The sequence below is a fragment of the Bradyrhizobium sp. 137 genome, assembly GCF_023074095.1.
Lineage (GTDB): Bacteria > Pseudomonadota > Alphaproteobacteria > Rhizobiales > Xanthobacteraceae > Bradyrhizobium.
On record NZ_JADPKU010000046.1, the window covers coordinates 1 to 21,510 of the forward strand.

A 21,510-nucleotide genomic window follows, 5' to 3' on the forward strand; every position below is an offset into this window, starting at 1 on the left:
CCCGATCCATCGCCCTTGACGCGGACCTTGACGTTGTAATCGACCACCCGCTTTACCGGCACTAAGACCTTCATCGATCCTCTTTCACTCAATTTGGGAAGGGGTTATCAACTGGCGCGGAACCTAAAGGCCTGATCAGGCCCGGTCAACGCGCGAAGGGCCAAATTTTAGACCTTAGAAACGCTCCGCCCAAATGGGTCAGCGGTTCTGGCCGGGAACCCAGAGTACGTCGCCGGCACCGTCCCCATTAGCGGCTCGGCTGGCCACGAACAGGAAGTCCGACAATCGGTTCATATATTGGATGCCAGCCGCGCTCACCGGTTCGCTGGGCCGGGCCGCCAGCTCTACCATCACTCGTTCCGCCCTGCGGCATATTGTGCGGGCAACATGGAGATGAGCCGCGGCCGGCGTGCCGCCCGGCAGCACGAAGGAAGTCAGCGGCGCGAGCTTGTCATTGAGTGCGTCGATGTCGCGCTCGAGCCGCTCGACCTGGCTCGCCACCACCCGCAGCCGCTCCGCTTTGCCTTCACGCTCGGGCACCGCAAGGTCGGCGCCGAGATCGAACAAATCGTTCTGGATGCGGCCGAGCATCGCGTCGAGCTCGGGCATATCCGAGGTGTGGAGCCGCACCACGCCGATCGCGGCATTGGTCTCGTCCACGGTGCCATAGGCCTCGATGCGCAGATCGTATTTCGGACGACGCTCGCCCGAGCCGAGCGCTGTCGTGCCGTCGTCACCGGTTTTCGTATAGATGCGATTCAACGTGACCATTTAGCGCCCCATGGCCCAGACTGCGAGCATGGCAATGATGATCGCCACAAACTGAAGCAGCACGCGCCAGCGCATCAGCTTCTGCGAGGTGTTGGGCGAGCCGCCGCGCATCATGTTGACGAGACCGAGCAGCAGCACGAGAGCCACGGCGCCGACCGCGATCGGCAGGATGAAAGTACTCAAGATAGATGCCATCCGAGGGTAGATAACACCGTGCGCGCCGGTCCGCCATGGCATCGCCGATCTGGCTTTTAACCCAATAATATCAGAAGCTAGCTGGATGATCCTGGATTCGATGCAGCCGCCCTTCGCCGCTCCCCGCTTGAGGGGAAAGGTCGAATTCGATCGCAGATCGAATCCGGGTGAGGCGGGCTCTCCGCGAATCCAACTCTCACCGTCCCCGCGAAGGCTCCCCCTCACCCGCCGCGCTCTGGCCCGCAGTTGCGCTGCCGAGGGCGTCGACCTTTCCCCGCAGGCGGGGCGAGGCGAACGACGCCGCGCGCGTAGGCCAAGGCCGACAACCAGTACGGGTGGCACGTGAAAGCGATCCGCTACATCTACGTCGTCGTGATGGACGCCTTCTACACGTTCCTCGCCGACGACGGCTGGGCGATCGCGAGTCACATCGCATTGTCGACGCTGATGGCGCTGTTCCCGTTCCTGATCGTGCTGACCTCGCTCGCCGGCTTCTTCGGCTCCAAGGAACTCGCCGACCAGGCCGCCAGCCTGATGCTTCAGGTCTGGCCAAAGCAGGTCGCCGACTCGATTTCCGGCGAGGTCCACGACGTGCTGACCACGACCCGCACCGGTATTCTGACGATCGGCGCAGCGCTGTCGGTCTATTTCGCCTCCAACGGCGTCGAGGCGCTCCGCGTCGCGCTCAACCGCGCCTATGCGGTGGTGGAGATGCGGCGCTGGTACTGGCTGCGGCTGGAATCGATTGCCTACACGTTGATTGCCGCCTTCACTGCACTCGCCATGGCGTTCCTGATCGTGCTCGGTCCGCTGATCATCGAAGCGGCACGGCGCCACATTCCCTTGTTCGTCGAGTCAAACGAAAGCATTCTCACCTGGCTGCGCTACGGCATCTCCATCAGCGCGCTGGTGGTGGCGCTGCTCATCCTGCACGCCTGGCTGCCGGCGGGACGCCGCAGTTTTCTCCAGATCCTGCCCGGCATCGTCTTCACCATCGTGGCGTCGCTGATCTCGAGCATCGTGTTCGGCCAATATCTCGCGCGCTTCGCCAACAACTATGTGACGATGTATGCTGGGCTGGCCTCGGTGATCATCGCGCTTGTGTTTCTGTATTTCATCGCCGCGATTTTCGTGTACGGCGGCGAGCTCAACGCGGCGATCATCAAGTCGCGACTGCCTCACGGCGTGTCGCTTCAAGCAGCGCAGTCGCTAAGGCCCGCGGGGACACAGGCTTGACCAGGAAGGCGTCGGCACCGGCCTCGCGCGACGCCGCTTCGTCTTCGCCGCGACCTGACACCCCGATAATCGGAATCTGCGCCAGCGGCGGCGCCATGCTGCGTATCCGCCGGATGGCCTCGACGCCGTCGATTCCGGGCAGCACCATGTCCATCAACACCGCATCGAAGGAGCCCTGCGCGAGCCGGTCCACCGCGTCCTCGCCGCGGCCGATGAACTCGGCATGATGGCCGAGCTCGGTCAAAATGGTGTTGAGCACCACGCGGCCGAACGGATTGTCCTCGACGCTGAGCACGCGGAGGGCGGCCATCGCCTCGGGCTCACTACCGTCCTTCGCCTTGCGCGATTTACCCGATACCATCGCATCCAGCGACACCGTCAGTGTGAACGTGGCGCCGCCGCCGCGCCGCGCAGCGACCGTGATGTCGCCGCCCATCGCGCGCGCCAATTGCTTCACCGAGGATAGCCCCAGGCCGGCGCCACCGAAGCGCGAGGCAATGGTGACATTGGCCTGAGTGAACGGGCGGAACAGCCGCTTGATCTCGGCCATGGTAAGGCCGATGCCGCTGTCAGACACGGCGAAGGCGATGCCGACCCTACCTTTACCCTTTGCTTTGCCCTTGCGCTCGTCCTTGACGGGGCGCCAGGGCGCCACCGCAAGCGCCACGCCGCCCTGGTCGGTGAATTTCACGGCATTGTCGATCAGGTTCTCGAGCGCAGCGCGCAGGCGGACCGGATCGCCGACCACCAGCCCCGGCAACTTCTCGGAGATAACGACCTGGGCCCGAAGACCCTTGGCCGCGGCGCGGCCGGCCAGCGAATCGCCGGCGCTGCGGGCAAGCGTCCGCAGGTCGAACAGGTCTTGCCGGAGCGCGTGTCCACCCTTCCCGGCCCGCTTTCCTGTCCGGACCGCGTCCACAAACAGCGTGGCAAGGCTCGCCAGATGTTCGGCGCCGGCCTTGATGGTGTCGGCCCAGCGCCGCTCCCGCTCGCCAAGATCGGAGGTCGCGAGCAGGTCGCTGATTGCCAGTATTCCGGTCAGGGGGGTGCGGACCTCATGGGCAAAGGCGGCGAGCGCGGCCTGGAACACGTCCGGCGCCACCGCCTTGGTGCTGCGCTTGCGCAACCGGCCGCCCGCCCTGGACCGCTTCCGAGGCGGTCGCTTGGACGTCCGCGTGGTGCGCACTGGGCGCGTTTTCGCCGCCATGATCCCCTTCGAACCCCGGGCTATCGGGGGAAGCATGGCACGGCAGAACGCCCGGAGTCACGGCGGCGTTTGGCTAACCCCCAGAGAAACTTAACCTAATCCCACCGTTCGGCGGATATCGGCCGGCGTGGCGCCCGCGGCGCGCAAGTCCCGCAGGCCGGTCGAGCGGCTCGATTTCGACAGCTTCCGCCCCTCGCCGTCGCGGATCAGAGCATGGTGGCGATAAGCGGGTTCCGGCAGGCCAAGCAGAACCTGCAGCAGGCGGTGCACCGATGTGGCATGAAACAGGTCCTGACCCCGCGCGATCTCGCCGACGCCCTGGAGGGCGTCGTCGACCACGACGGACAGATGGTAGCTGGTCGGCGTCTCCTTGCGGGCGAGAATGACGTCGCCCCAGGCTTCCGGTCGCGCCGGGACGATGCCGCGCTCGCCATCCGGTCCCGCGCCGAGTTCGTTCCAGGTCAGGCCGGCGACGCGCCGACAGGCGGCCACCATGTCGAGCCGCAGCGCATAAGGCGCGCCGGACGTCATCAGTTGCTCGCGTTCGCCGGCCGACAGCAATTTGGCGTCGCCGGGATATAGCAGCGCGCCGTCGGGATCGTGCGGCCACGGCCCATCCACCTCGCGCGCGGCGACGAGCCTTGCGATCTCGGCGCGGCTTTCAAAGGCGGGATAGACGAGACCGAGCGCAGAGAGCTTTTGCAGCGCGGCGCGATAGTCGGCAAGATGCTCCGACTGCCGCCGTGCCGGTGTCTCCCAGGAGATCCCGAGCCAGGCGAGATCGTGGTAGATCGCCGACTCATAGTCCGGACGGCAGCGCGTCGCGTCGATGTCCTCGATCCGCAGCAACAGCCGCCCGCCGGTCTCGCGTGCGCGCTCGAAGTTCAGCAGCGCGGAATAGGCGTGGCCGAGATGCAGGAAGCCGTTCGGGCTCGGGGCAAATCGGAAAACGGGTGGCATGAGTTCTCGGTGTATTCGTCACTGCCGGGCTTGACCCGGCAATGCATCTTCCAGGACTCTTGTGAGGAGATCGATGCGCCGGTCCCGCCTACGCCGAAGGCTTCGGCGGGCTTTACGGCATTGGGCCGGCGTAGCTGTAGCAGAAACGGCGAGCCCGCGCATGACGAGTTGAGCAAAGCAATGGCCATCCACCTCGAATCCCAGTCCGATCTCGAAGAGGCCGTCCATGCGCTCATCAAGCGCGATCCGCGCCTCAAGCCCGTGCTGGAAATTGCCGGCATGCCGGCCTTGCGGCGGCGCGAGCCAGGTTTTGCGGGCCTTGCCCATATCGTGTGCGGGCAGCAGCTGTCGACGGCGAGCGCGGCGGCGATCTGGGGACGGCTGGCCGCCGCCTTCGATCCGTTCGACCATGAGGCGGTCCGGCGCGCCCGCACCGACCGGCTGGGGCGGCTCGGCCTGTCCGCCGCCAAGATCAAGACGCTGAAACACCTCGCGCGCGAGATCGGCGCGCAGCGGCTGAACCTCGAGGTGCTCGCCGAAGAGGATGCCGACGCCGCGCATCACACGCTGATCTCGCTGCCCGGCATCGGGCCCTGGACTGCCGACGTCTACCTGCTGTTTTGCCTCGGCCATGGCGACGCCTGGCCGGCCGGCGACCTCGCTGTGCAGGAGGGGATCAAGATTGGGCTCGGCCTGAAGATGCGGCCGACGGAGAAGCAGATGGCGCCGCTCGCCGAACCCTGGCGTCCGCTGCGCGGCGCCGCGGCGCATCTGTGGTGGAGCTACTATCGCGCGGTGAAGAAGCGCGAAGGCGTGCTCTCGGCCTGACGGGCGTATTCCGCCCGAGCAGGGCCACATGCTTTCGCTGCTCGGGTAAACCGCTTTCGACGAAAGCTCATCCAGTATAGCGTCGAGCTCTATATCAGAGCATGATCTGTTCGGAAAACCGCTACACACCTTTCCGGATCATGCTCGCGAGCAAACGCCGCGAAGACGGCCACGAGGTCGCGCATGCTGGACAGGACGAAGGATATTTCCGTCTCCGCACAGGCTTGGCTCGATGAATTCGAGCGCACATTGGGCCGGCCCGAGCCCGCTGCGCTGGACCGCCTCTTTCTCACCGACAGCTTTTGGCGCGATGTGCTGGCACTGAGCTGGAATCTGCAGACGCTCGCAGGCCGCGATGCTATCGCACGGGAGTTGACCATCGTCGCACCGAAGGCGGCACCGACCGGTTTCAAGATCGCGCCAAACCGAGCGCCGCCGCGCTGGGTCACGCGCGCCGGCACCAACACCATCGAAGCGATCTTCGATTTCGAGACGGCGATCGGACGCGGCAGCGGCATCGTGCGGCTCGTTCCCGATACTGCCAATGGCGACCGCCTGCAGGCGTGGACGCTGCTCACCGCCCTCGACGAGCTCAAGGGGTTCGAGGAGCAGCTCGGCACGTCACGGCCCCGCGGCCAGGCCTATTCGCGCGACTTCCGCGGGCCGAACTGGCTCGACCATCGCAACGCCTCGCGTCACTACGCCGATCGCGACCCGGCCGTGCTGGTGGTCGGCGGCGGCCAGGCCGGGCTCGCCATCGCGGCGCGGTTGAAGCAGTTGAATGTCGACACGTTGATCGTCGATCGCGAGATGAGGATCGGCGACAACTGGCGCAAGCGCTACCATGCGCTGACCCTGCACAACCAGGTGCAGGTCAATCACCTGCCCTACATGCCGTTCCCGCCGACCTGGCCGGTCTATATTCCAAAGGACAAGCTCGCCAATTGGTTCGAAGCTTACGTCGAGGCGATGGAGCTGAATTTCTGGACCGGCACCGAACTCGAGGGCGGCGTCTATGACGAGGCGAAGGGGCGCTGGTTGGTGACGCTGCGCCGCGCCGACGGCAGCAAGCGGACCATGCATCCGCGCCATGTGGTGATGTCGACCGGAGTCAGCGGCATCGCCAACATGCCCGACATTCCGGGCCTTGCCGATTTCAAGGGCACGCTGCTGCATTCCAGCCGCTATGAGGACGGCGAGAGCTGGACGGGCAAGCGCGCCATCGTGATCGGCACCGGCAATAGCGGCCACGACATCGCGCAGGACCTTCACTCCAGCGGCGCGAAGGTGACGCTGGTGCAGCGCTCGCCGACGCTTGTCACCAATATCGAGCCGTCGGCGCAACTGGCTTACGCGACCTACAATGAGGGCACGCTCGAGGACAACGATCTGATCGCGGCCTCGATGCCGACACCGCTCGCGCGGAAGACCCATGTGATGCTGACGGAGCAGTCGAAGGAGCTCGATAAGGAGCTGCTGGACGGCCTGCGGCGCGTCGGCTTCAAGCTCGACTTCGGCGAGGCCGGCACCGGCTGGCAATTCAAATACCTCACCCGCGGCGGCGGCTATTATTTCAACGTCGGCTGCTCCAACCTGATTATCGAGGGCGCGATCAAGCTGAAGCAGTTTACCGACATCGAGAGCTTGGTCGCCGAGGGAGCACGGATGAAGGACGGCTCGATCATTCCGGCCGATCTCATCGTCCTCTCCACCGGCTACAAGCCACAGGAATATCTCGTGCGCAAATTGTTTGGGGACGCCATCGCCGACCGCGTCGGGCCGGTCTGGGGTTTTGGCGATGGCTTCGAGCTGCGCAACATGTACACACGCACGAAGCAGCCGGGTCTCTGGTTCATCGCAGGCAGCCTCGCGCAGTGCCGGATCAACTCGAAATATCTCGCGCTCCAGATCAAGGCGATCGAGGAGGGGATATTGCGGGCGTGAGGTGGTGCCACATGATCCAGCCGTCATTCCGGGGCGCAACGAAGTCGCGAGCCCAAAATCCATTGCGTCGCATATTGGCGGATGGATGGATTCCGGGCTCGCGATAACGCGCGCCCCCGAATGACAGGAGGAGGAACCCATGCCAGCCATTCTCGGCAGCGGCGAGCACCGCTACCGCGTGGTCGAAAACTTCGCCAAGCTGCCGGACAGCTGGCAACTCACCGACGTCGCCTCGGTCGCGGTCGACAGCAAGGACCAGATCTACGTTTTCAACCGCGGCGCTCATCCGATGGTGGTGCTCGACCGCGAAGGCAATTTCCTGCGCAGCTGGGGCGAAGGCCTGTTCTCGCGCGCGCATGGCCTGCATATCGACGCGGAGGACAATCTCTACTGCACCGATGACGGCGACCACACCGTGCGCAAATGCACCACTGAGGGCAAGGTACTGCTGACGATCGGCATTCCCGAGAAGCCAGCGCCGTTCATGAGCGGCGATCCCTTCCACCGCTGCACCCACACCGCGCTGTCGCCGAAGGGCGAGATCTACGTCTCCGACGGCTATGGCAATGCGCGCGTGCACAAGTTCACCCCCGACGGCAAGCTGATGAGGAGCTGGGGCGAGCCGGGGACCGATCCCGGTCAGTTCAACATCGTGCACAATATTGCCACTGACGCCCACGGCTGGGTTTACGTCGCCGACCGCGAGAACCACCGCGTGCAGGTGTTCGATGGAGACGGCAAATACGAGACGCAGTGGAACAACTTGCACCGCCCCTGCGCGCTGTGCTGCTGCGGTGGGGCTAAGAGCCCGACCTTCGTGGTCGGCGAGCTCGGCCCCGGCCTGGCCGTCAACCGCAAGGTGCCCAATCTCGGGCCGCGGCTATCGATCGAGACGCGCAGGGCAGGCGCATCGCGCGGCTTGGCGGCGAGGAAGGGCCCGGCGTGGCCAGCGGAAAGTTTTTGGCGCCGCACGGCATCGCCCTGGATTCGAAGGGCGCCATCTATGTCGGTGAAGTCGGTGTTACCGACTGGAAGACGAGCTTTCCGGACGAGGAGATGCCGCCCGCGGTGCGCGCCACGCGATGTTTGCAGAAGCTCGAGCGGGTGCGGGAGTAGCGAAGATAGAGCTGCAACGCACCGTGAAGGCGGTTCCGGGCCGGCTGCATGGTCCCCGGGGATCGCGGCTTTTTGAGCGCTTTTGCCACCTCGCCGCCGCATTGCTTGCGACTGAATAAGTCGCTCAACGGGCTTCACAATCCCGTCACGCTGCATGTAGTATGTCAGTACTTGCTGCTTCGCAGCGTACATTGGAGGCCGGGAGCGTTACTTGAACGCACATGTCTCGCAAGGCAGTTGGCCGGTGTTGGTGCTGAACGCGGACTTCCGGCCGCTGAGTTACTACCCACTGTCTTTGTGGTCGTGGCAGGACGCGATCAAGGCGGTGTTCCTCGACCGCGTCAACATCGTCGCGCATTACGACCAGGCGGTTCGAAGTCCGACGTTAGAGATGCAATTGCCGAGCGTGGTTTCGCTCAAATCCTTCGTCAAGCCGACCACCCATCCCGCCTTCACCCGTTTCAACGTCTTCCTGCGCGATCGTTTCGCCTGCCAATATTGCGGCTCGCCTGAAGACCTCACCTTCGATCACATCATCCCGCGCAGCAAAGGCGGCCAGACCACCTGGGAGAACGTGGTCGCGGCGTGCTCGCCCTGTAATCTGCGCAAGGGCAATCTCACCCCGGCGCAAGCAAAAATGTTTCCGCGCCAGAGTGCGTTCGCGCCGACCGTACACCAACTCCACCGCAACGGCCGCCTGTTTCCGCCGAACTATCTGCACGACAGCTGGCTGGACTATCTATATTGGGATACGGAGCTGGATCCGTAGAGGCGGGAGCGTGTTGACGATGGCTCTTCGGCTTTCCCCGCGGCGTTCAACTGGCGGTCCTTCTGGTTGCTTTTGGACTTGCGTGGCCCGTCACCGTCCATGAATTGGACTGTGGACTGGGATGGTCGAAGCCGATCGGCACCTTGATGTCGGAGAGCGGGGTGCAGTCGATGAATAGGCCAGGCGGTCCTCTCATCAGGACATCGCTGTCTGTGCGCCTGCTCCATGTCGATCTGATTGGCTGAAATCCAGTCGATCTCGAATGCGACACTTAATGGCGTTTCCGCACCGACCGGATGGACGCCGAGAAGGAATTTCTCGGGGCGATTTTGAAAGCACCGGAGAGGCACCCGCTGGAATCAGCCAAGATGTCCTATGCGACGGCCTTTGCGGGGCAACCGAGCGGGATCTCGGATCCACCGGCATCGGCTTCGGCCGCACCAATGCGACCTTTTGCTTGAATTCTGCGACAGTCCTTACTCTCCCTTAAACCTCTGGTGGCAATTTGGCCGGGGATCGGCGGAACCGCGTACCCGGCCGCGATCTATCAGGGTTCGAGGTCGTCGCCGATGTTTGCCGAGACGCTGGAAGCGGTTCAATCCTCACCGTCGAAGCGGACGATCTATGTCCGCTTCGTGCTTGCGACGCTCGCTGTGATGGTCCTGTTCAAGACGTTCAGGTTCGGCCGCTGGAGCGCCTGGCAAGTCCGCGAACTGTCAGATTTCGACGCCTTCTACATCGTCGCACAGCAGATCTGCTACGGTCAGCTCGATCTGGTCTACCGGTTCGAGACGCTGGTCAAGCTTCAGCAGGCATTTGCCGGTTCAACCAGCTTCATGCCCTGGACTTATCCGCCGCAGTTCGATCTTCTGGTGGCGCCATTCGCGCTGCTGCCGGCCGGCATCGCCTATCTGCTGTTCATCACGGCCACGCTGGTTGCCTACCTCCTGACGCTTCGGGCCATCGCCGGGCAGAATTTCGCGCTCGTCTTGGTCGTGCTGTTTCCTGCGCTGGCGATCACGGTCGGCTGCGGCCAGAACGGCTTCCTGACCGGCACCCTAATCGGCATCGTCTGCCTCAACGTCGAGCGGCGTCAGATCATCGCTGGTCTTGCTCTGGGGGCAATGGTGATCAAGCCGCACCTGGCCATCGCCGCCGGAGTCTACATGCTGGCGACGCGCCGCTGGGGGGCGCTCGCGACCGCCGCTGCAGTCGTGCTCGCAAGCTCGCTCGTCTGCACGCTCGTGTTCGGATGGCAGATCTGGACCGCATGGCTCGGCGCAATCCGGGAATCGGCTATCTTCCTGGAGCGCGGCTTCTATCCGCTGTTCCGCATGGTCTCGACCTACGCTGCGCTTGGCCGGGCCGGCCTTCCCTCAAGCGTTGCCTTCTGGATGCAGGCGGCTGCGGCGAGCCTCGCCCTGTTTGCGGTCGTGCTTGCGGTCTGGCTTGGAACGGCGCGCAGGGCCTCACCCAATTTCGCGTTCGGTGTCGCTGCCATGGTGTCGGTGATGATCAGCCCCTACGCCTATGATTACGACCTGCCGATCATCGGAATCGGCCTTGCGTTGATGCTTCCTGATCTTGCACAAGTGGCGAACGCCCGGGAGCGCAGTTTCCTCTACGGATTGATCCTGCTTGCCGGCGCCTATGGAATGCTGCAATCGGCCAGACTCGCAGCGCAGTTCGGCAATGAAGCGGATCTGACTGGGATGGACGACAAATTTGTACCTTCCATCGGCGGCTTCGCGATGATGGTGCTGCTGGCCCTGCTGCTGCGCCTGCTCTGGCGAGCCACTCAACCTGCGCCCATCGTGCAGCAGGCTGCAGATAGCCTGCGTCCACCGCATCGCCAGCCTGACGCCGCCGAGTGTGAGCGCTACGTCCTGTCGCGCCGCGCGGAATCCGTGGGCAGCGCTTAGCAGGAGGAGACTGCCCCCTCCACCACCGGGCGTATGCCGGCCATCGCAAGACGGAACCTGAAGCATTGGCGCTCGTTCAGATCAGAGCGCAAGCGATGCATGCCGCAGCGCAACCGAGGGAGGCTCATCATGCCCACAGCCGAACATGATCACGTCTATAAGATCCTGGAACTGGTCGGATCATCCGAGACCTCCATCGAGGATGCGATCCAGAACGCGATCGGGCGCGCCGCCAAGACCGTTCGCGAGATGAAATGGTTCGAGGTTGTGCAGACGCGCGGCCACATCGAGAACGGCACTGTCCGTCACTATCAGGTCACGCTGCGCGTCGGCTTCACGCTGGAGGGATGACGCAGCGGACGCAGGATGAGGCTGTCACGCTGCGGCGAGGTGGTTAACAACCGCCGAGCAGAGTCGGTCAAGATCTCGTCGACCCGTCCGGTTGACTACGGACGCACAAAATCATCGCAGAAGTTGCAACAGGCCGTTAAGGCCAAAGTGAGAGGTTTGCACCGATTTGGAGCAAGCCTGATGGTCACGAGCCGCGAACTCGGCAAGACGCGCCTTCCGCTTTGGGCGGCGGGCTTCGTCGCGCTGACTTGCGTGGCGATCCTCGGCTTGAGCGCCTGGCGTGAATGGGAAGCGCGCAATGCCGATCTCAGGGCAGCCGAAGTCGACGTCACCAATCTGGCGCATTCGCTGATCCAGCACGCGGACGATACATTCGAACTGGTCGACACGATCCTGGTCGGGTTGGTCCATCGGCTCGAAATCGACGGGACGGGTCCGGACACGATTGCGAAACTCCAGGCTTATCTGCCGACACGCAAATCATCGGACCGCATCCGCGGCATCTTCGTCTACGACGCGACCGGCCGCTGGCTTGCCACGACTGAACGCCTCGACTTCTCCAACCTTAACAACAGCGATCGCGGTTATTCCGCCACCATCGCGACTCGCCTGCAACCGGCACGCTGATCGGACCGCCCGTCAAGAGCAGAGCCGGCGGCCAATGGATCATCACCGCATCCCGCCGGATCAACGATTCCGACGGCGGCTTCGCCGGCGTTGCCCTGCTCACGATCGACGTCAGCTATTTCGTCAAGTTCTACGAGCGGTTCGACATCGGTCCGAACGGCTCGGCATCGCTGCTCAACAATAGCGGCATCATGCTGGCGCGCAGTCGCGACGAGAGCGGCGCCTTCGTTGGACGCGACCTGTCCAATGCGCCCCTGTTCAGAAGCTGGAAAAGCCGCCCCGCCGCCTCGGTCTACTATTTCAAATCGCCGCTCGATGGCGTGGAGCGGCTGAGCTACTACCAGCGCAGCAGCCGCTATCCGCTGATGGTGCTGGCGAGCAAGTCGCAAGACGACGTGCTGGCGCCCTGGCGACGCGCGGCGGCCGCGCGCATGACCTTCGTCCTCGGCCTCGTTCTGCTGATCGCGGTGATCGGCTTCTACTTGGTCCGTCAGTTGGTGCAGCGGCAGCTCATGGCCCAGGCCTTGGTTGCCAAGGAAGCGAATTTCCGCCTGCTGGCCGAGCAATCCAGCGACATGGTGACCCGGATCGGGCTCGATAACCGGCTGCTCTACGTCTCTCCCTCATGCGCGCGCATCACCGGCTGGTCCGCCGAGGAACTGCTGGACACGTCGGCTTTGGCCGGCATTCACACGGACGACATGCAACGGGTCGAGCAGGCGATCATTGCGCTGAAGAATGGCGAAGCCGAGGAAGCGCGGTTCGTCTATCGCCAGCGTCATCGCGACAAGGGCGAGATCTGGGCCGAGGCGGCGCTGCACGTGACCCTTGCCTCGGACAGCGGTGCCATCGACGGCGTCGTCGCGGTGGTGCGCGACATGACCGAGCAGAAGGACCTTCAGGACAAACTCGCCTCGCTCGCAACGACCGACGGCCTTACCGGCCTCGCCAACCGACGCACATTCGACGAACGTCTCGCCGATGAGTGGGCGCGCGCCCGGCGCGACGGCACGCAGCTCTCGCTGCTGCTGGTCGATGTCGATCATTTCAAGAAGTTCAACGATCATTACGGACATCAGGCGGGCGACGCCTGCCTGCGCGCGCTCGGCAGGATCCTGTCCGCCCAGGCCAAGCGCCCGGCCGACCTCGCCGCGCGCTACGGCGGCGAGGAATTCGCCGTGCTGTTGCCGAACACCGGCCCGGATGGCTGCACCGAGATCGGCGAAGGGATTCGCCAGGCGCTGCACGGTCTCGGCATGCTGCATGCACAGAATCCACCTTCCCGGCTGGTGACTGCGAGCGTTGGCGGCGCGACGGCTCTTCCGTCCCAGACCGCGATGGACTGCAGCACGCTGGTCGCGGCCGCCGACCGCGCGCTCTACGCGGCCAAGGACAGCGGCCGTGACCGGCTGGTGATGTCGGGACAGGTCGTTCCGTGGCCGGCCAAGAGCGCGTGACGACCTCTCCTCTGGATTTGTCCGTCGGGTCCGGACGGGATATGATTTGCACCGCGGCCGGATGTTCGGCCGATCCGAGAGTGCTGCGGTGACTGGCGAGATTAAGCTCGTCCTTTTCGATATGGACAACGTCCTCTGTGACTACGAGAGGGAAAAGCGCGTCGCCTTTCTTGCGGAGCTGGCCGGGATCACGAGTGAAGCCGTCTACAAGGCGATCTGGGCATCCGGATTCGAATTTCTCGGCGACACTGGCGCGCTCGATGCCTCAGACTATCTGCGCGGGTTCGGCGAGCGCATCGGTTATTCCCTATCGCTCGACGAATGGGTCGAGGCGCGGCGCCGTTCAATGCAGGCCAAACGCGCGATGCTGGAGATTGCCGACAGCTTGCGCAAGACCGTCGACATTGCCGTCCTTACCAACAACACCACGCTGGTCGCTGACCATATCGACACCCTGCTGCCGGACTTGCGCCCGCTGTTCGGCTCTCAAATCTACACCTCGGCCCAGTTCAAGACGGCGAAGCCGGACCCGCGCTGCTACCGCCGCTGCCTGTCCGAGCTCAACGTGAGGCCGGAGATGGCCCTGTTCGTCGACGATGTCGCGGCCAATGTTGCCGGCGCGCGCGAGGCGGGTCTCTCCGCGCATCACCATACGTCGGTGCAGGCTTTCAAGCAGGCCCTTTCGGAGCACGGCCTGCTTCACGAATGACTCGCGCTCCGCTTTCCGCCGGCATCAAGCCAGATGGCACGCCACAAAGTGCCCGCCCGCCCCTTCCCTCAGCTCCGGCGCGCTTTCCGCACAGCGCGGCTGGGCGATCGGACAACGGGTGTGGAAGTGGCAGCCGGATGGCGGTTTCATCGGGCTCGGCACGTCGCCCTTGAGGCGGATGCGTTCGCGCTTGAACTTGGGATCGGGCACCGGCACCGCGGACAGGAGCGCCCTGGTGTAGGGATGCTGCGGGTTGCGGTAGAGATCACTCGCCTTCGCGAGTTCGACGATGCGGCCGAGATACATCACCGCGACGCGATCGGAGATGTGCTCGACGACAGAGAGATCGTGCGCGACGAACAAATAGGTGAGGTTCAGCTCGGCCTGGAGATCTTCCAACAGGTTGATCACTTGCGCCTGAATCGACACGTCGAGCGCGGAGACCGGCTCGTCGCAGACGATCAGCTTCGGTTCGACCGCGAGCGCCCGCGCGATCACGATGCGCTGGCGCTGGCCGCCGGAGAACTCGTGCGGGTAGCGCCGCATGTGCTCGGCCTTGAGCCCAACCTTGACCAGGAGACCCGCGACGCGCTCCTCGCGCTCTTTCGCGGACGAGGCGAGATTGTGGATGGTGAAGGCTTCGCCGAGGATCGCACCGACCGTCATGCGCGGATTGAGCGAGGCGAACGGATCCTGGAATACGAGCTGCATGTTCCGCCGCATCGCGCGCAGATCGTTGCCGCCGAGCTTACGCACGTCCTGGCCGTCGAAGGTGACCTCGCCGTCGGTCGGCTCGATCAGGCGCAGCACGCAACGCCCCGTCGTGGACTTGCCGCAGCCGGACTCGCCGACGAGGCCGAGCGTCTCGCCGCGATTCACGGAGAAAGACACGCCGTCGACCGCGTAGACGGTCCCAACTTGGCGCGACAGCAGACCGCCGAGCACGGGAAAATGTTTCTTCAGGCCGCTGACGCGCAGCAACGGTTGGCTCATGCCGCGCCTCCCAGACTGGTATCTCCCAAGTGACAGGCCACGCGATGCCCGGGCGCGATCTCGCGCAGCAGCGGCTCCTTCCCGGTGCACACGTTCATGGCGAACTTGCAGCGCGGGGCAAAGCGGCAGCCGACCGGCGGATTGATCAGGATCGGCACCGAGCCGCCGATCGCCTCCAGCCGCGTCTTGTGCTCGCTGTCGAGATCGATGCGCGGGATCGAGCGGATCAACCCTTGCGTATAGGGATGGCGGGGATCGCCGAAGAGATCGTCGACGAGCGCCTCCTCCACCACCTTGCCGGCATACATTACGACGACACGCTGCGCGGTTTCGGCGACGACACCCATCGCATGGGTGATCAGCATCACCGCCATGCCGAAGCGGTCCTTCATGTCCTGGAGCAGGTCGAGAATCTGGGCCTGGATGGTGACGTCCAGCGCGGTTGTCGGCTCGTCGGCGATGATCAGCTTCGGCTTGCAGGCGAGCGCCATCGCGATCATCACGCGCTGGCGCATGCCGCCGGAGAACTGGTGCGGATAGTTGTGCACGCGGCCTTCGGCGTTCGGGATCTGCACCAGCTTCAGCATCTCGATGGTGCGCTCGAGCGCCTGCTTCTTGGTTACCGCTTCGTGCCGCCGCAGGCTCTCGGCGATCTGCTCGCCAATGGTGAGCACCGGATTGAGCGAGGTCATCGGCTCCTGGAAGATGAAGCCGATCTCCTTGGCGCGGACCTCGTCAAGCTGATTGCTCGTCAAAGGAACGAGATCGCGACCCTCGAACATGATCTGGCCCGCCGCGATCCGGCCCGGCGGCATAGCGATCAGCTTCAGGATCGACATCGCCGTCACGGTCTTACCGCAGCCAGACTCGCCGACGACGCACAGCGTCTCGCCGCGATTGACGGAGATGTCGACGCCGTCGACGGCCTGGAGGATGCCGTCGTCGGTGGAGAAGTGGGTTTTTAGACCCTTGATTTCGAGCAGTGGCGCCATCAGATCACCCGTCGCGCATCGAGCGCGTCACGCAAGCCGTCACCGATGAAGTTGATGGCTACCACCGCGATGAAGATCGCGCCGCCCGGGAACAGCGCCCAATGCGGGCCGATGTCGAGAAAATCCTTGGCGTCGTACAGCAGCCGCCCCCAAGTCGGGGTATCCGGCGGAAAGCCGAGGCCGAGGAACGACAACGTCGATTCGGCGATGATGGCGGCAGCGACGTCGATGGTGCCGGCGATGATCACGGGGCCGAGCGCATTGGGCAGGATGTGGCGCACCACCTGCCGCACTGGACTGGCGCCGAGCGCCCGCGCGGCCTCGACGAATTCTTTCTCGCGGATCGACAGGAACTGCGCGCGCACGAGGCGCGCCACCGGCATCCAGCGGAGGCCGCCGATCACGAGCACGATCAGGATAAAGATGCCGCCCTCCGGGCCGAACGCGGCTTTCAGCCCGTCGCGGAAGAGATAAATGAGCAACAGCAGGAGCGGCAATTGCGGCAGCGACAAAAAGAGATCGGTGAGCCACATCAGCCCATGACCGAGCGCACCGCGCGACATGCCGGCGAGCGCACCGATCAGCACACCGACAAAGACCGAGACCAGCATTGCGGCGAGACCGACCGCGAGCGAGATGCGCCCGCCATAGATCATGCGGGCCAGGATGTCCTGGCCGAGATCGTCGGTGCCGAAAGGATGGGCCAGCGATGGGCCCTGCATACCCGCGACGATGTCGATGTCGTCGATCTTGACCCGCCAGACGAAGGGGCCAATCACCACCGCCAGGATCAGAACGAGAAGCAGGAACGCACTGACCACAGCGAGCTTGTGGCGACTATAGCGCCGCCACGTCTCGCGCCAGGGCGAGTAGACGCGCCGCTCAGCGGAAGGAGATGCGAGGGTCAAGCCAGCCATAAAGGATGTCCGCGATGAGATTGAACAGCACGACGAGGCACGCGAACACGAAGGTGACGGCCATCACCACCGGCGTGTCGTTGGACAGGATCGAGGAGATCAGCAGCGAGCCGATACCAGGAATGCGGAAGATCTGCTCGGTGACGATGGCGCCCCCGAACACCGCCGGCATCTGCAACGCAATGAGCGTCACGACCGGGATCATGGCGTTGCGCATCACGTGCTTGACGATAACTTTGGTTTGTCCGAGGCCCTTGGCGCGCGCCGTGGTGACATAGTCGAGCCGGATCACGTCGAGCATCGCCGAGCGCACGAAGCGCGTCATCGACGCCGCCTGGAACAGGCCGAGCACCGCCACCGGCATGATCGCCTGGCGGATCATCTCCAGCACCCAGTGGATTCCCGTGCCCTTGATGTCGGTGGTGTAGACGAAGGGCAGCCAGTCGAGCGTGACCGAGAAGATCAGGATGAACAGGATGCCCGTGAAGAAGGTCGGCAGCGAGAAGCCGACGAAGGCGAGCGTATTCGCGATCTGGTCGAATAGCGAATATGGCCTGGTCGCCGCGTACACGCCGACGGGAATCGCGATCAGGAGCGCAAGGATCTGCGCCGAGCCGATCACGTAGAGGGTCGCGGGCAGGCGCTGGAGGATCAGCGTGTCGACGTTCATCCGGCTGACGAAGGAGAAGCCCCAGTCGCCGTGCAGCATGGCGTTGAGCCAATGCAGGTAGCGAAGGTGAATCGGATCGTCGAGGCCGAACTTGGCCCGAAGTGCCGCCTGCACTTCGGGCGGCACGTTCGGATTGGTCGCCAGCTCGGAGAACGGATCGCCGGGGGCGAGCGCGAGCACGACGAACAGCACGACCGAGATTCCGAGCAGGCTCGGAATCGCGATCAGCAGGCGACGCAGGACGTATTGGCTCATAGGGAAATCCGTCTACGCCCTCGGGATCATGCCTCCCGGTACCAGTCGAACAGGTTGTCGGTCTCGTTGGCCCAACCGCTGACGATGCAGACAAGGTTGTTGGCCGCGGCTTCCACCTTGAGGCGATGCTGCACTGGGATGAATACGACCTCCTGAATCAAGAGATCATTGGCCTTGATGTACAGCGCGGCGCGCTTGATCGGGTCCATTTCGGCTTCTGCCGCTGCGATGATCGCGTCGTAGTCCTTGTTGACCCAACGCGGAAAATTGGTGCCCTGCCACTTGTTCTCCTTGGTTGACACCCTGTCCGACGTATAGCGGCGCATGTGCTGCGAAGGATCCGGCTGGCTCATGGGAATCTGGAACATCTCCAGGTCCGCATAGAACTTCGGATAAGTGTCGGGATTGCCGACGTCCGAGGAGAAGAACACGGAGGCGACAACGGATTTGAGTTCGACATCGATGCCAGCCTTCTGGCAGGCTTGCTTGACGATCGCCTGAGTCTTCTGGCGCGGTCCGTTGATCGAGGTCTGGTACAGCAGCTTCAGCTTCTTGCCGTCCTTCTCGCGGATGCCGTCCGCGCCGGGCTTCCAGCCGGCGTCATCAAGAAGTTTCGCCGCCTTCTCGACGCTGAACTCCCAAGTGTTGTTCTTGGACACGAATTTCTCGGGACCGTTGAGGAAATTAGCGGTCGTGCGGCCGGCGCGGCCGTAGATGGCCTTTTTGACCGACTCGCGATCGACCAGCATGGACAGCGCCTTGCGCACGGCCGGATCGGAGAACAGCGGGTGCTTGGTCTTCATCGAAGAGCGTTCGCCATCGATCTCGGTGTTTGGATCGGTGAAATTGAGCGCGATGAACTCGGTGTCACCCCCCACGGCGTAGACTGCTTTGCCCTTGCCGCCCTTTTCCAGGCGCAGCAGCACGTCATCTTCGACCTGGATGTTGTAACCGAAATCGTATTCGCCGGTCTGGATCACCGCGCGCGCCGCCGAAACGGCATCGCCGCCGCCCTTCATCTCAAGCGTATCAAAGTAGGGGCGGTTGGGCATGTGGTAGTCGGAATTGATCACACCGCGCACGAGATCGCCGGGCTTGAATTCCACGAACTTGTAGGGACCGGTGCCGACGGGTGACAGGTTGTTCGGCGCCTCGCGGGATTTGGCGCCCTTGTAGTCCGCAAATAGATGTTTGGGGATGATGCAATTCGGTGCACCGACGAAAGCATCGGCCCAGAAGGGGGTCGGCTTGGCGAAAAGGAGGCGTACCGTGAGATCATCGATCTTTTCGACCTTGATGTCGCGGTAGGTGCCGATGGTGACTGCTGCGGTGGCAGGATCGCTTGCATATTCCCAGTTGAACACAACGTCGTCGGCAGTGAACGGCTTGCCATCGTGCCATTTGACGCCGGGCTTGAGCTTCCAGGTCACCGATTTGCCGTCGGCGGCGAGCCCGCCGTTCTGGATCGAGGGAATTTCTGCCGCAAGAACCAGCTTCATGTTGCCGTCGGGGTCCCAGGAGGCGAGCGGCTCGTAGAACAGGCGCGAGCCGTCCTGGTCCTTGGTGCCGGTGGCGAAGTGCGGATTGAGCAGGGTCGGGCCCTGCCACCACAGCAGCTTCAGCGCACCACCGCCGCCGCGCTTCGTCGGCTTGTAAGTCGAGGCGCCCTCGGCCATGGCGACGCCGCCGAGCGCGAGGATCTGATTGGCCAGAGGAGCGGTGAGACCGACCGCGGCCATGTGCTTGATGAAGCCGCGGCGATCCATCCGCCCGTCCTTCACCTGGCCGATCATCGAACGCAGTTCTTTATCCAGCATGGTTGTCCCCCGTCTGGTTCCTATCGTGATGACGACGGCCGTCAGAGCTGCCGCCCAATTAGCTGGCAGTAGATGGCACACCGAATGGGGGGCGCGTCAACTGGGACCGTATGTATGCAAACGGTCTTCTGGCTGTCCGTTGGGCAGAACTGCCTTCCGTGAGCCCATCCATTCGGCAATCCAGCATCAAAACACGCTGGATTGCGCGCTGCACTGCGGAAAATTTGTTCGTCGGATCAGACTTAAGTATCGACGCTCTACGTCACCGACATATCGAGCGGCGGCGCGACGTGATCCGGCAACGGACAGACGTAAGGCATCTTGGCCGTCCGCTTCTGAAGATCCGCCTTGGCAGACTTGATCAGCTCCGGTTCCGTCAGCGCCTTGATACCGAGCCCGGCCATCGCCTTGGCGGCCTGCACCATCGCCTTGTGGGCATGCGGGCTCTTGCCCTGCGCCACTACCTGCCAAGTGTGGAAGGGCGTGCCGATTGCAACCGTCGGTGCGTGAACCTGCACGGTCGGGACCACCCAGCTCACGTCGCCCACGTCGGTCGAACCGACCAGCGGGTTGCGCTTGGCATCCAGCGGCACCAGGAAGTCGGCCAGCGGCCGATCGGTGGGCTCCATGCCGATCGCGTAGTAAACCGACGAAATGTCCTTGTCGCTCAGCGTCGCACGAATCTGGCTGGCAAAGCCCTTGTCCGCCTCGTCGAAATGCGGCGGTCCGAGGTCTTCCATGATACGGTGTAGCGCCTGCTCCAGCGGGGTATTCGGCAGGATGTTGGAGACCGCGGAGATGATCTTCATTTCCATCTTGGTCTCGGTCATCAGCGCCGCGCCCTGCGCGATCTTGGACACGCGCTCGACCAGCTCGTTCATGCCGGGAAGATCGCGGGCACGGATCGAATAGCGCACCCGTGCATGGGCCTGCACCACGTTGGGCGCGATGCCGCCGGTGTCGAGCAAGGCGTAGTGCACGCGCGCATCGCTCGGCATGTGCTCGCGCATGTAGTTCACGCCGACGTTCATCAATTCCACCGCGTCGAGCGCAGAACGGCCGAGATGCGGCGAGGCCGCCGCATGTGAGGTGCGACCGGTGAAGATGAAATCCGCGCGCGTGTTGGCGAGCGAGGGCGTGACCGCCACTTCCCAGAAGCTGTGCGGATGCCAGGTGATGGCGATGTCGGCATCTTCGAACGCACACGAGCGCACCATGAAGGCCTTTGCCGCGCCACCTTCCTCTGCGGGGCAGCCGTAATAGCGCACGCGGCCGGGCACTTTGTTCTCGGCGAGCCAGTCCTTCACCGCCGTCGCGGCGAGCAGCGCAGCGGAACCGAGCAGATTGTGACCGCAGCCATGGCCATGGCCACCGACCTCGATCGGACGGTGCTCGGCGACACCTGCCTCCTGGCTCAATCCCGGCAGCGCGTCATATTCACCCATGAAGGCAATGACCGGACCGCCTTCGCCCCACTCGCCCATCAGCGCAGTCGGGATGCCGGCGAGATTCTCGGTGATGCGGAAACCCTGATGACGCAGCTCGGCGAGATGCTCGGCGGCGGACCGCGCCTCGGTGTAGCACACCTCGGGCGTGCCCCAGATCTTATCGCTGAGGTCGATGAAACGCGCCTTGATCGTGTCGACGCCACGCCAGATGTCGCTGCGGTTATCCATGCTTCGATCCGTGATCCCTGGTCAAACGAAGCGGCAATGGTTAGCAGCTTCATTGCACCGCGCCTAGCACCTCGCCGGACACCAGCCATGCGACGGCT

17 protein-coding genes and 3 pseudogenes are annotated in these 21,510 nt (G+C 63.9%); 9 read left to right on the plus strand and 11 right to left on the minus strand.

Annotation, left to right across the window (positions count from 1 at the left end; all coding sequences use genetic code 11):
• From IVA78_RS11605 to IVA78_RS11615, 3 genes and pseudogenes are all read right to left on the minus strand, one after another.
• A pseudogene (locus IVA78_RS11605) lies at nt 1–74 on the minus strand (electron transfer flavoprotein subunit beta/FixA family protein); the annotation flags it as partial.
• A gap of 124 nt (nt 75–198) precedes the next feature.
• Complete coding sequence (locus IVA78_RS11610) at nt 199–771, minus strand: cob(I)yrinic acid a,c-diamide adenosyltransferase (protein WP_247279704.1); 573 nt, start codon at nt 769–771, stop codon at nt 199–201.
• The gene (locus IVA78_RS11615; protein WP_247279705.1) at nt 772–966 is read right to left on the minus strand and encodes a twin transmembrane helix small protein; all 195 of its coding nucleotides are present in this window, start codon (nt 964–966) and stop codon (nt 772–774) included. It lies immediately after the preceding gene.
• Between the two features lie 342 nt (nt 967–1,308).
• Here IVA78_RS11615 and IVA78_RS11620 point away from each other — a divergent pair, with 342 nt between their 5' ends.
• Complete coding sequence (locus IVA78_RS11620) at nt 1,309–2,202, plus strand: YihY/virulence factor BrkB family protein (protein ID WP_247279706.1); 894 nt, start codon at nt 1,309–1,311, stop codon at nt 2,200–2,202.
• Here IVA78_RS11620 and IVA78_RS11625 read toward each other — a convergent pair.
• Complete coding sequence (locus tag IVA78_RS11625) at nt 2,129–3,409, minus strand: ATP-binding protein (RefSeq protein WP_247465355.1); 1,281 nt, start codon at nt 3,407–3,409, stop codon at nt 2,129–2,131. The two genes, IVA78_RS11620 and IVA78_RS11625, sit on opposite strands and share 74 nt — an antisense overlap.
• A gap of 90 nt (nt 3,410–3,499) precedes the next feature.
• A complete protein-coding gene (gluQRS, locus tag IVA78_RS11630) occupies nt 3,500–4,369 on the minus strand; it encodes a tRNA glutamyl-Q(34) synthetase GluQRS (protein WP_247465358.1) in 870 nt (289 codons plus the stop codon).
• A 180-nt stretch (nt 4,370–4,549) separates the two neighbouring features.
• On the opposite strand from gluQRS, the gene IVA78_RS11635 reads away from it, so the two are divergent.
• The 8 genes and pseudogenes from IVA78_RS11635 (at nt 4,550) to IVA78_RS11670 (ending at nt 14,092) form a co-directional block, all read left to right on the plus strand.
• On the plus strand, nt 4,550–5,197 hold the full coding sequence (locus tag IVA78_RS11635) for a DNA-3-methyladenine glycosylase 2 family protein (protein ID WP_247279709.1): 648 nt from the start codon (nt 4,550–4,552) through the stop codon (nt 5,195–5,197).
• Between the two features lie 183 nt (nt 5,198–5,380).
• Nucleotides 5,381–7,141, plus strand: coding sequence for an NAD(P)/FAD-dependent oxidoreductase (locus IVA78_RS11640; protein ID WP_247279710.1), 1,761 nt, complete (start codon nt 5,381–5,383; stop codon nt 7,139–7,141).
• 139 nt (nt 7,142–7,280) lie between these two features.
• A pseudogene (locus IVA78_RS11645) lies at nt 7,281–8,257 on the plus strand (peptidyl-alpha-hydroxyglycine alpha-amidating lyase family protein).
• Nucleotides 8,258–8,468: 211 nt separating this feature from the next.
• Nucleotides 8,469–9,026 carry an HNH endonuclease gene (locus IVA78_RS11650; protein WP_008543309.1) on the plus strand — a complete coding sequence of 186 codons (558 nt, stop codon included), beginning with the start codon at nt 8,469–8,471 and terminating at the stop codon, nt 9,024–9,026.
• 569 nt (nt 9,027–9,595) lie between these two features.
• The gene (locus tag IVA78_RS11655; RefSeq protein ID WP_247279711.1) at nt 9,596–10,948 is read left to right on the plus strand and encodes a glycosyltransferase family 87 protein; all 1,353 of its coding nucleotides are present in this window, start codon (nt 9,596–9,598) and stop codon (nt 10,946–10,948) included.
• A 129-nt stretch (nt 10,949–11,077) separates the two neighbouring features.
• Nucleotides 11,078–11,299 (plus strand): dodecin, encoded by a 222-nt coding sequence (locus IVA78_RS11660; protein WP_247279712.1) that lies wholly within the window; start codon nt 11,078–11,080, stop codon nt 11,297–11,299.
• A 180-nt stretch (nt 11,300–11,479) separates the two neighbouring features.
• Nucleotides 11,480–13,383 (plus strand): annotated as a pseudogene (locus IVA78_RS11665) (diguanylate cyclase).
• A gap of 61 nt (nt 13,384–13,444) precedes the next feature.
• The gene (locus IVA78_RS11670; RefSeq protein ID WP_247279714.1) at nt 13,445–14,092 is read left to right on the plus strand and encodes an HAD family phosphatase; all 648 of its coding nucleotides are present in this window, start codon (nt 13,445–13,447) and stop codon (nt 14,090–14,092) included.
• Between the two features lie 24 nt (nt 14,093–14,116).
• Here IVA78_RS11670 and IVA78_RS11675 read toward each other — a convergent pair whose 3' ends face one another.
• From IVA78_RS11675 to IVA78_RS11700, 6 genes are all read right to left on the minus strand, one after another.
• Nucleotides 14,117–15,085, minus strand: a complete 969-nt coding sequence (locus IVA78_RS11675) for a dipeptide ABC transporter ATP-binding protein (protein ID WP_247279715.1) — start codon at nt 15,083–15,085, stop codon at nt 14,117–14,119.
• Nucleotides 15,082–16,077 (minus strand): ABC transporter ATP-binding protein, encoded by a 996-nt coding sequence (locus IVA78_RS11680; RefSeq protein ID WP_247279716.1) that lies wholly within the window; start codon nt 16,075–16,077, stop codon nt 15,082–15,084. The genes IVA78_RS11675 and IVA78_RS11680 overlap by 4 nt, the downstream gene beginning before the upstream one ends.
• A complete protein-coding gene (locus IVA78_RS11685; RefSeq protein ID WP_247279717.1) occupies nt 16,077–16,994 on the minus strand; it encodes an ABC transporter permease in 918 nt (305 codons plus the stop codon). The genes IVA78_RS11680 and IVA78_RS11685 overlap by 1 nt, the downstream gene beginning before the upstream one ends.
• Nucleotides 16,960–17,919, minus strand: coding sequence for an ABC transporter permease (locus tag IVA78_RS11690; RefSeq protein WP_247279718.1), 960 nt, complete (start codon nt 17,917–17,919; stop codon nt 16,960–16,962). The genes IVA78_RS11685 and IVA78_RS11690 overlap by 35 nt, the downstream gene beginning before the upstream one ends.
• 26 nt (nt 17,920–17,945) lie before the next feature.
• Complete coding sequence (locus IVA78_RS11695) at nt 17,946–19,736, minus strand: peptide ABC transporter substrate-binding protein (protein WP_247279719.1); 1,791 nt, start codon at nt 19,734–19,736, stop codon at nt 17,946–17,948.
• A gap of 257 nt (nt 19,737–19,993) precedes the next feature.
• Nucleotides 19,994–21,412, minus strand: coding sequence for a M20 family metallopeptidase (locus tag IVA78_RS11700; RefSeq protein WP_247465361.1), 1,419 nt, complete (start codon nt 21,410–21,412; stop codon nt 19,994–19,996).
• Nucleotides 21,413–21,510: the final 98 nt, after the last annotated feature.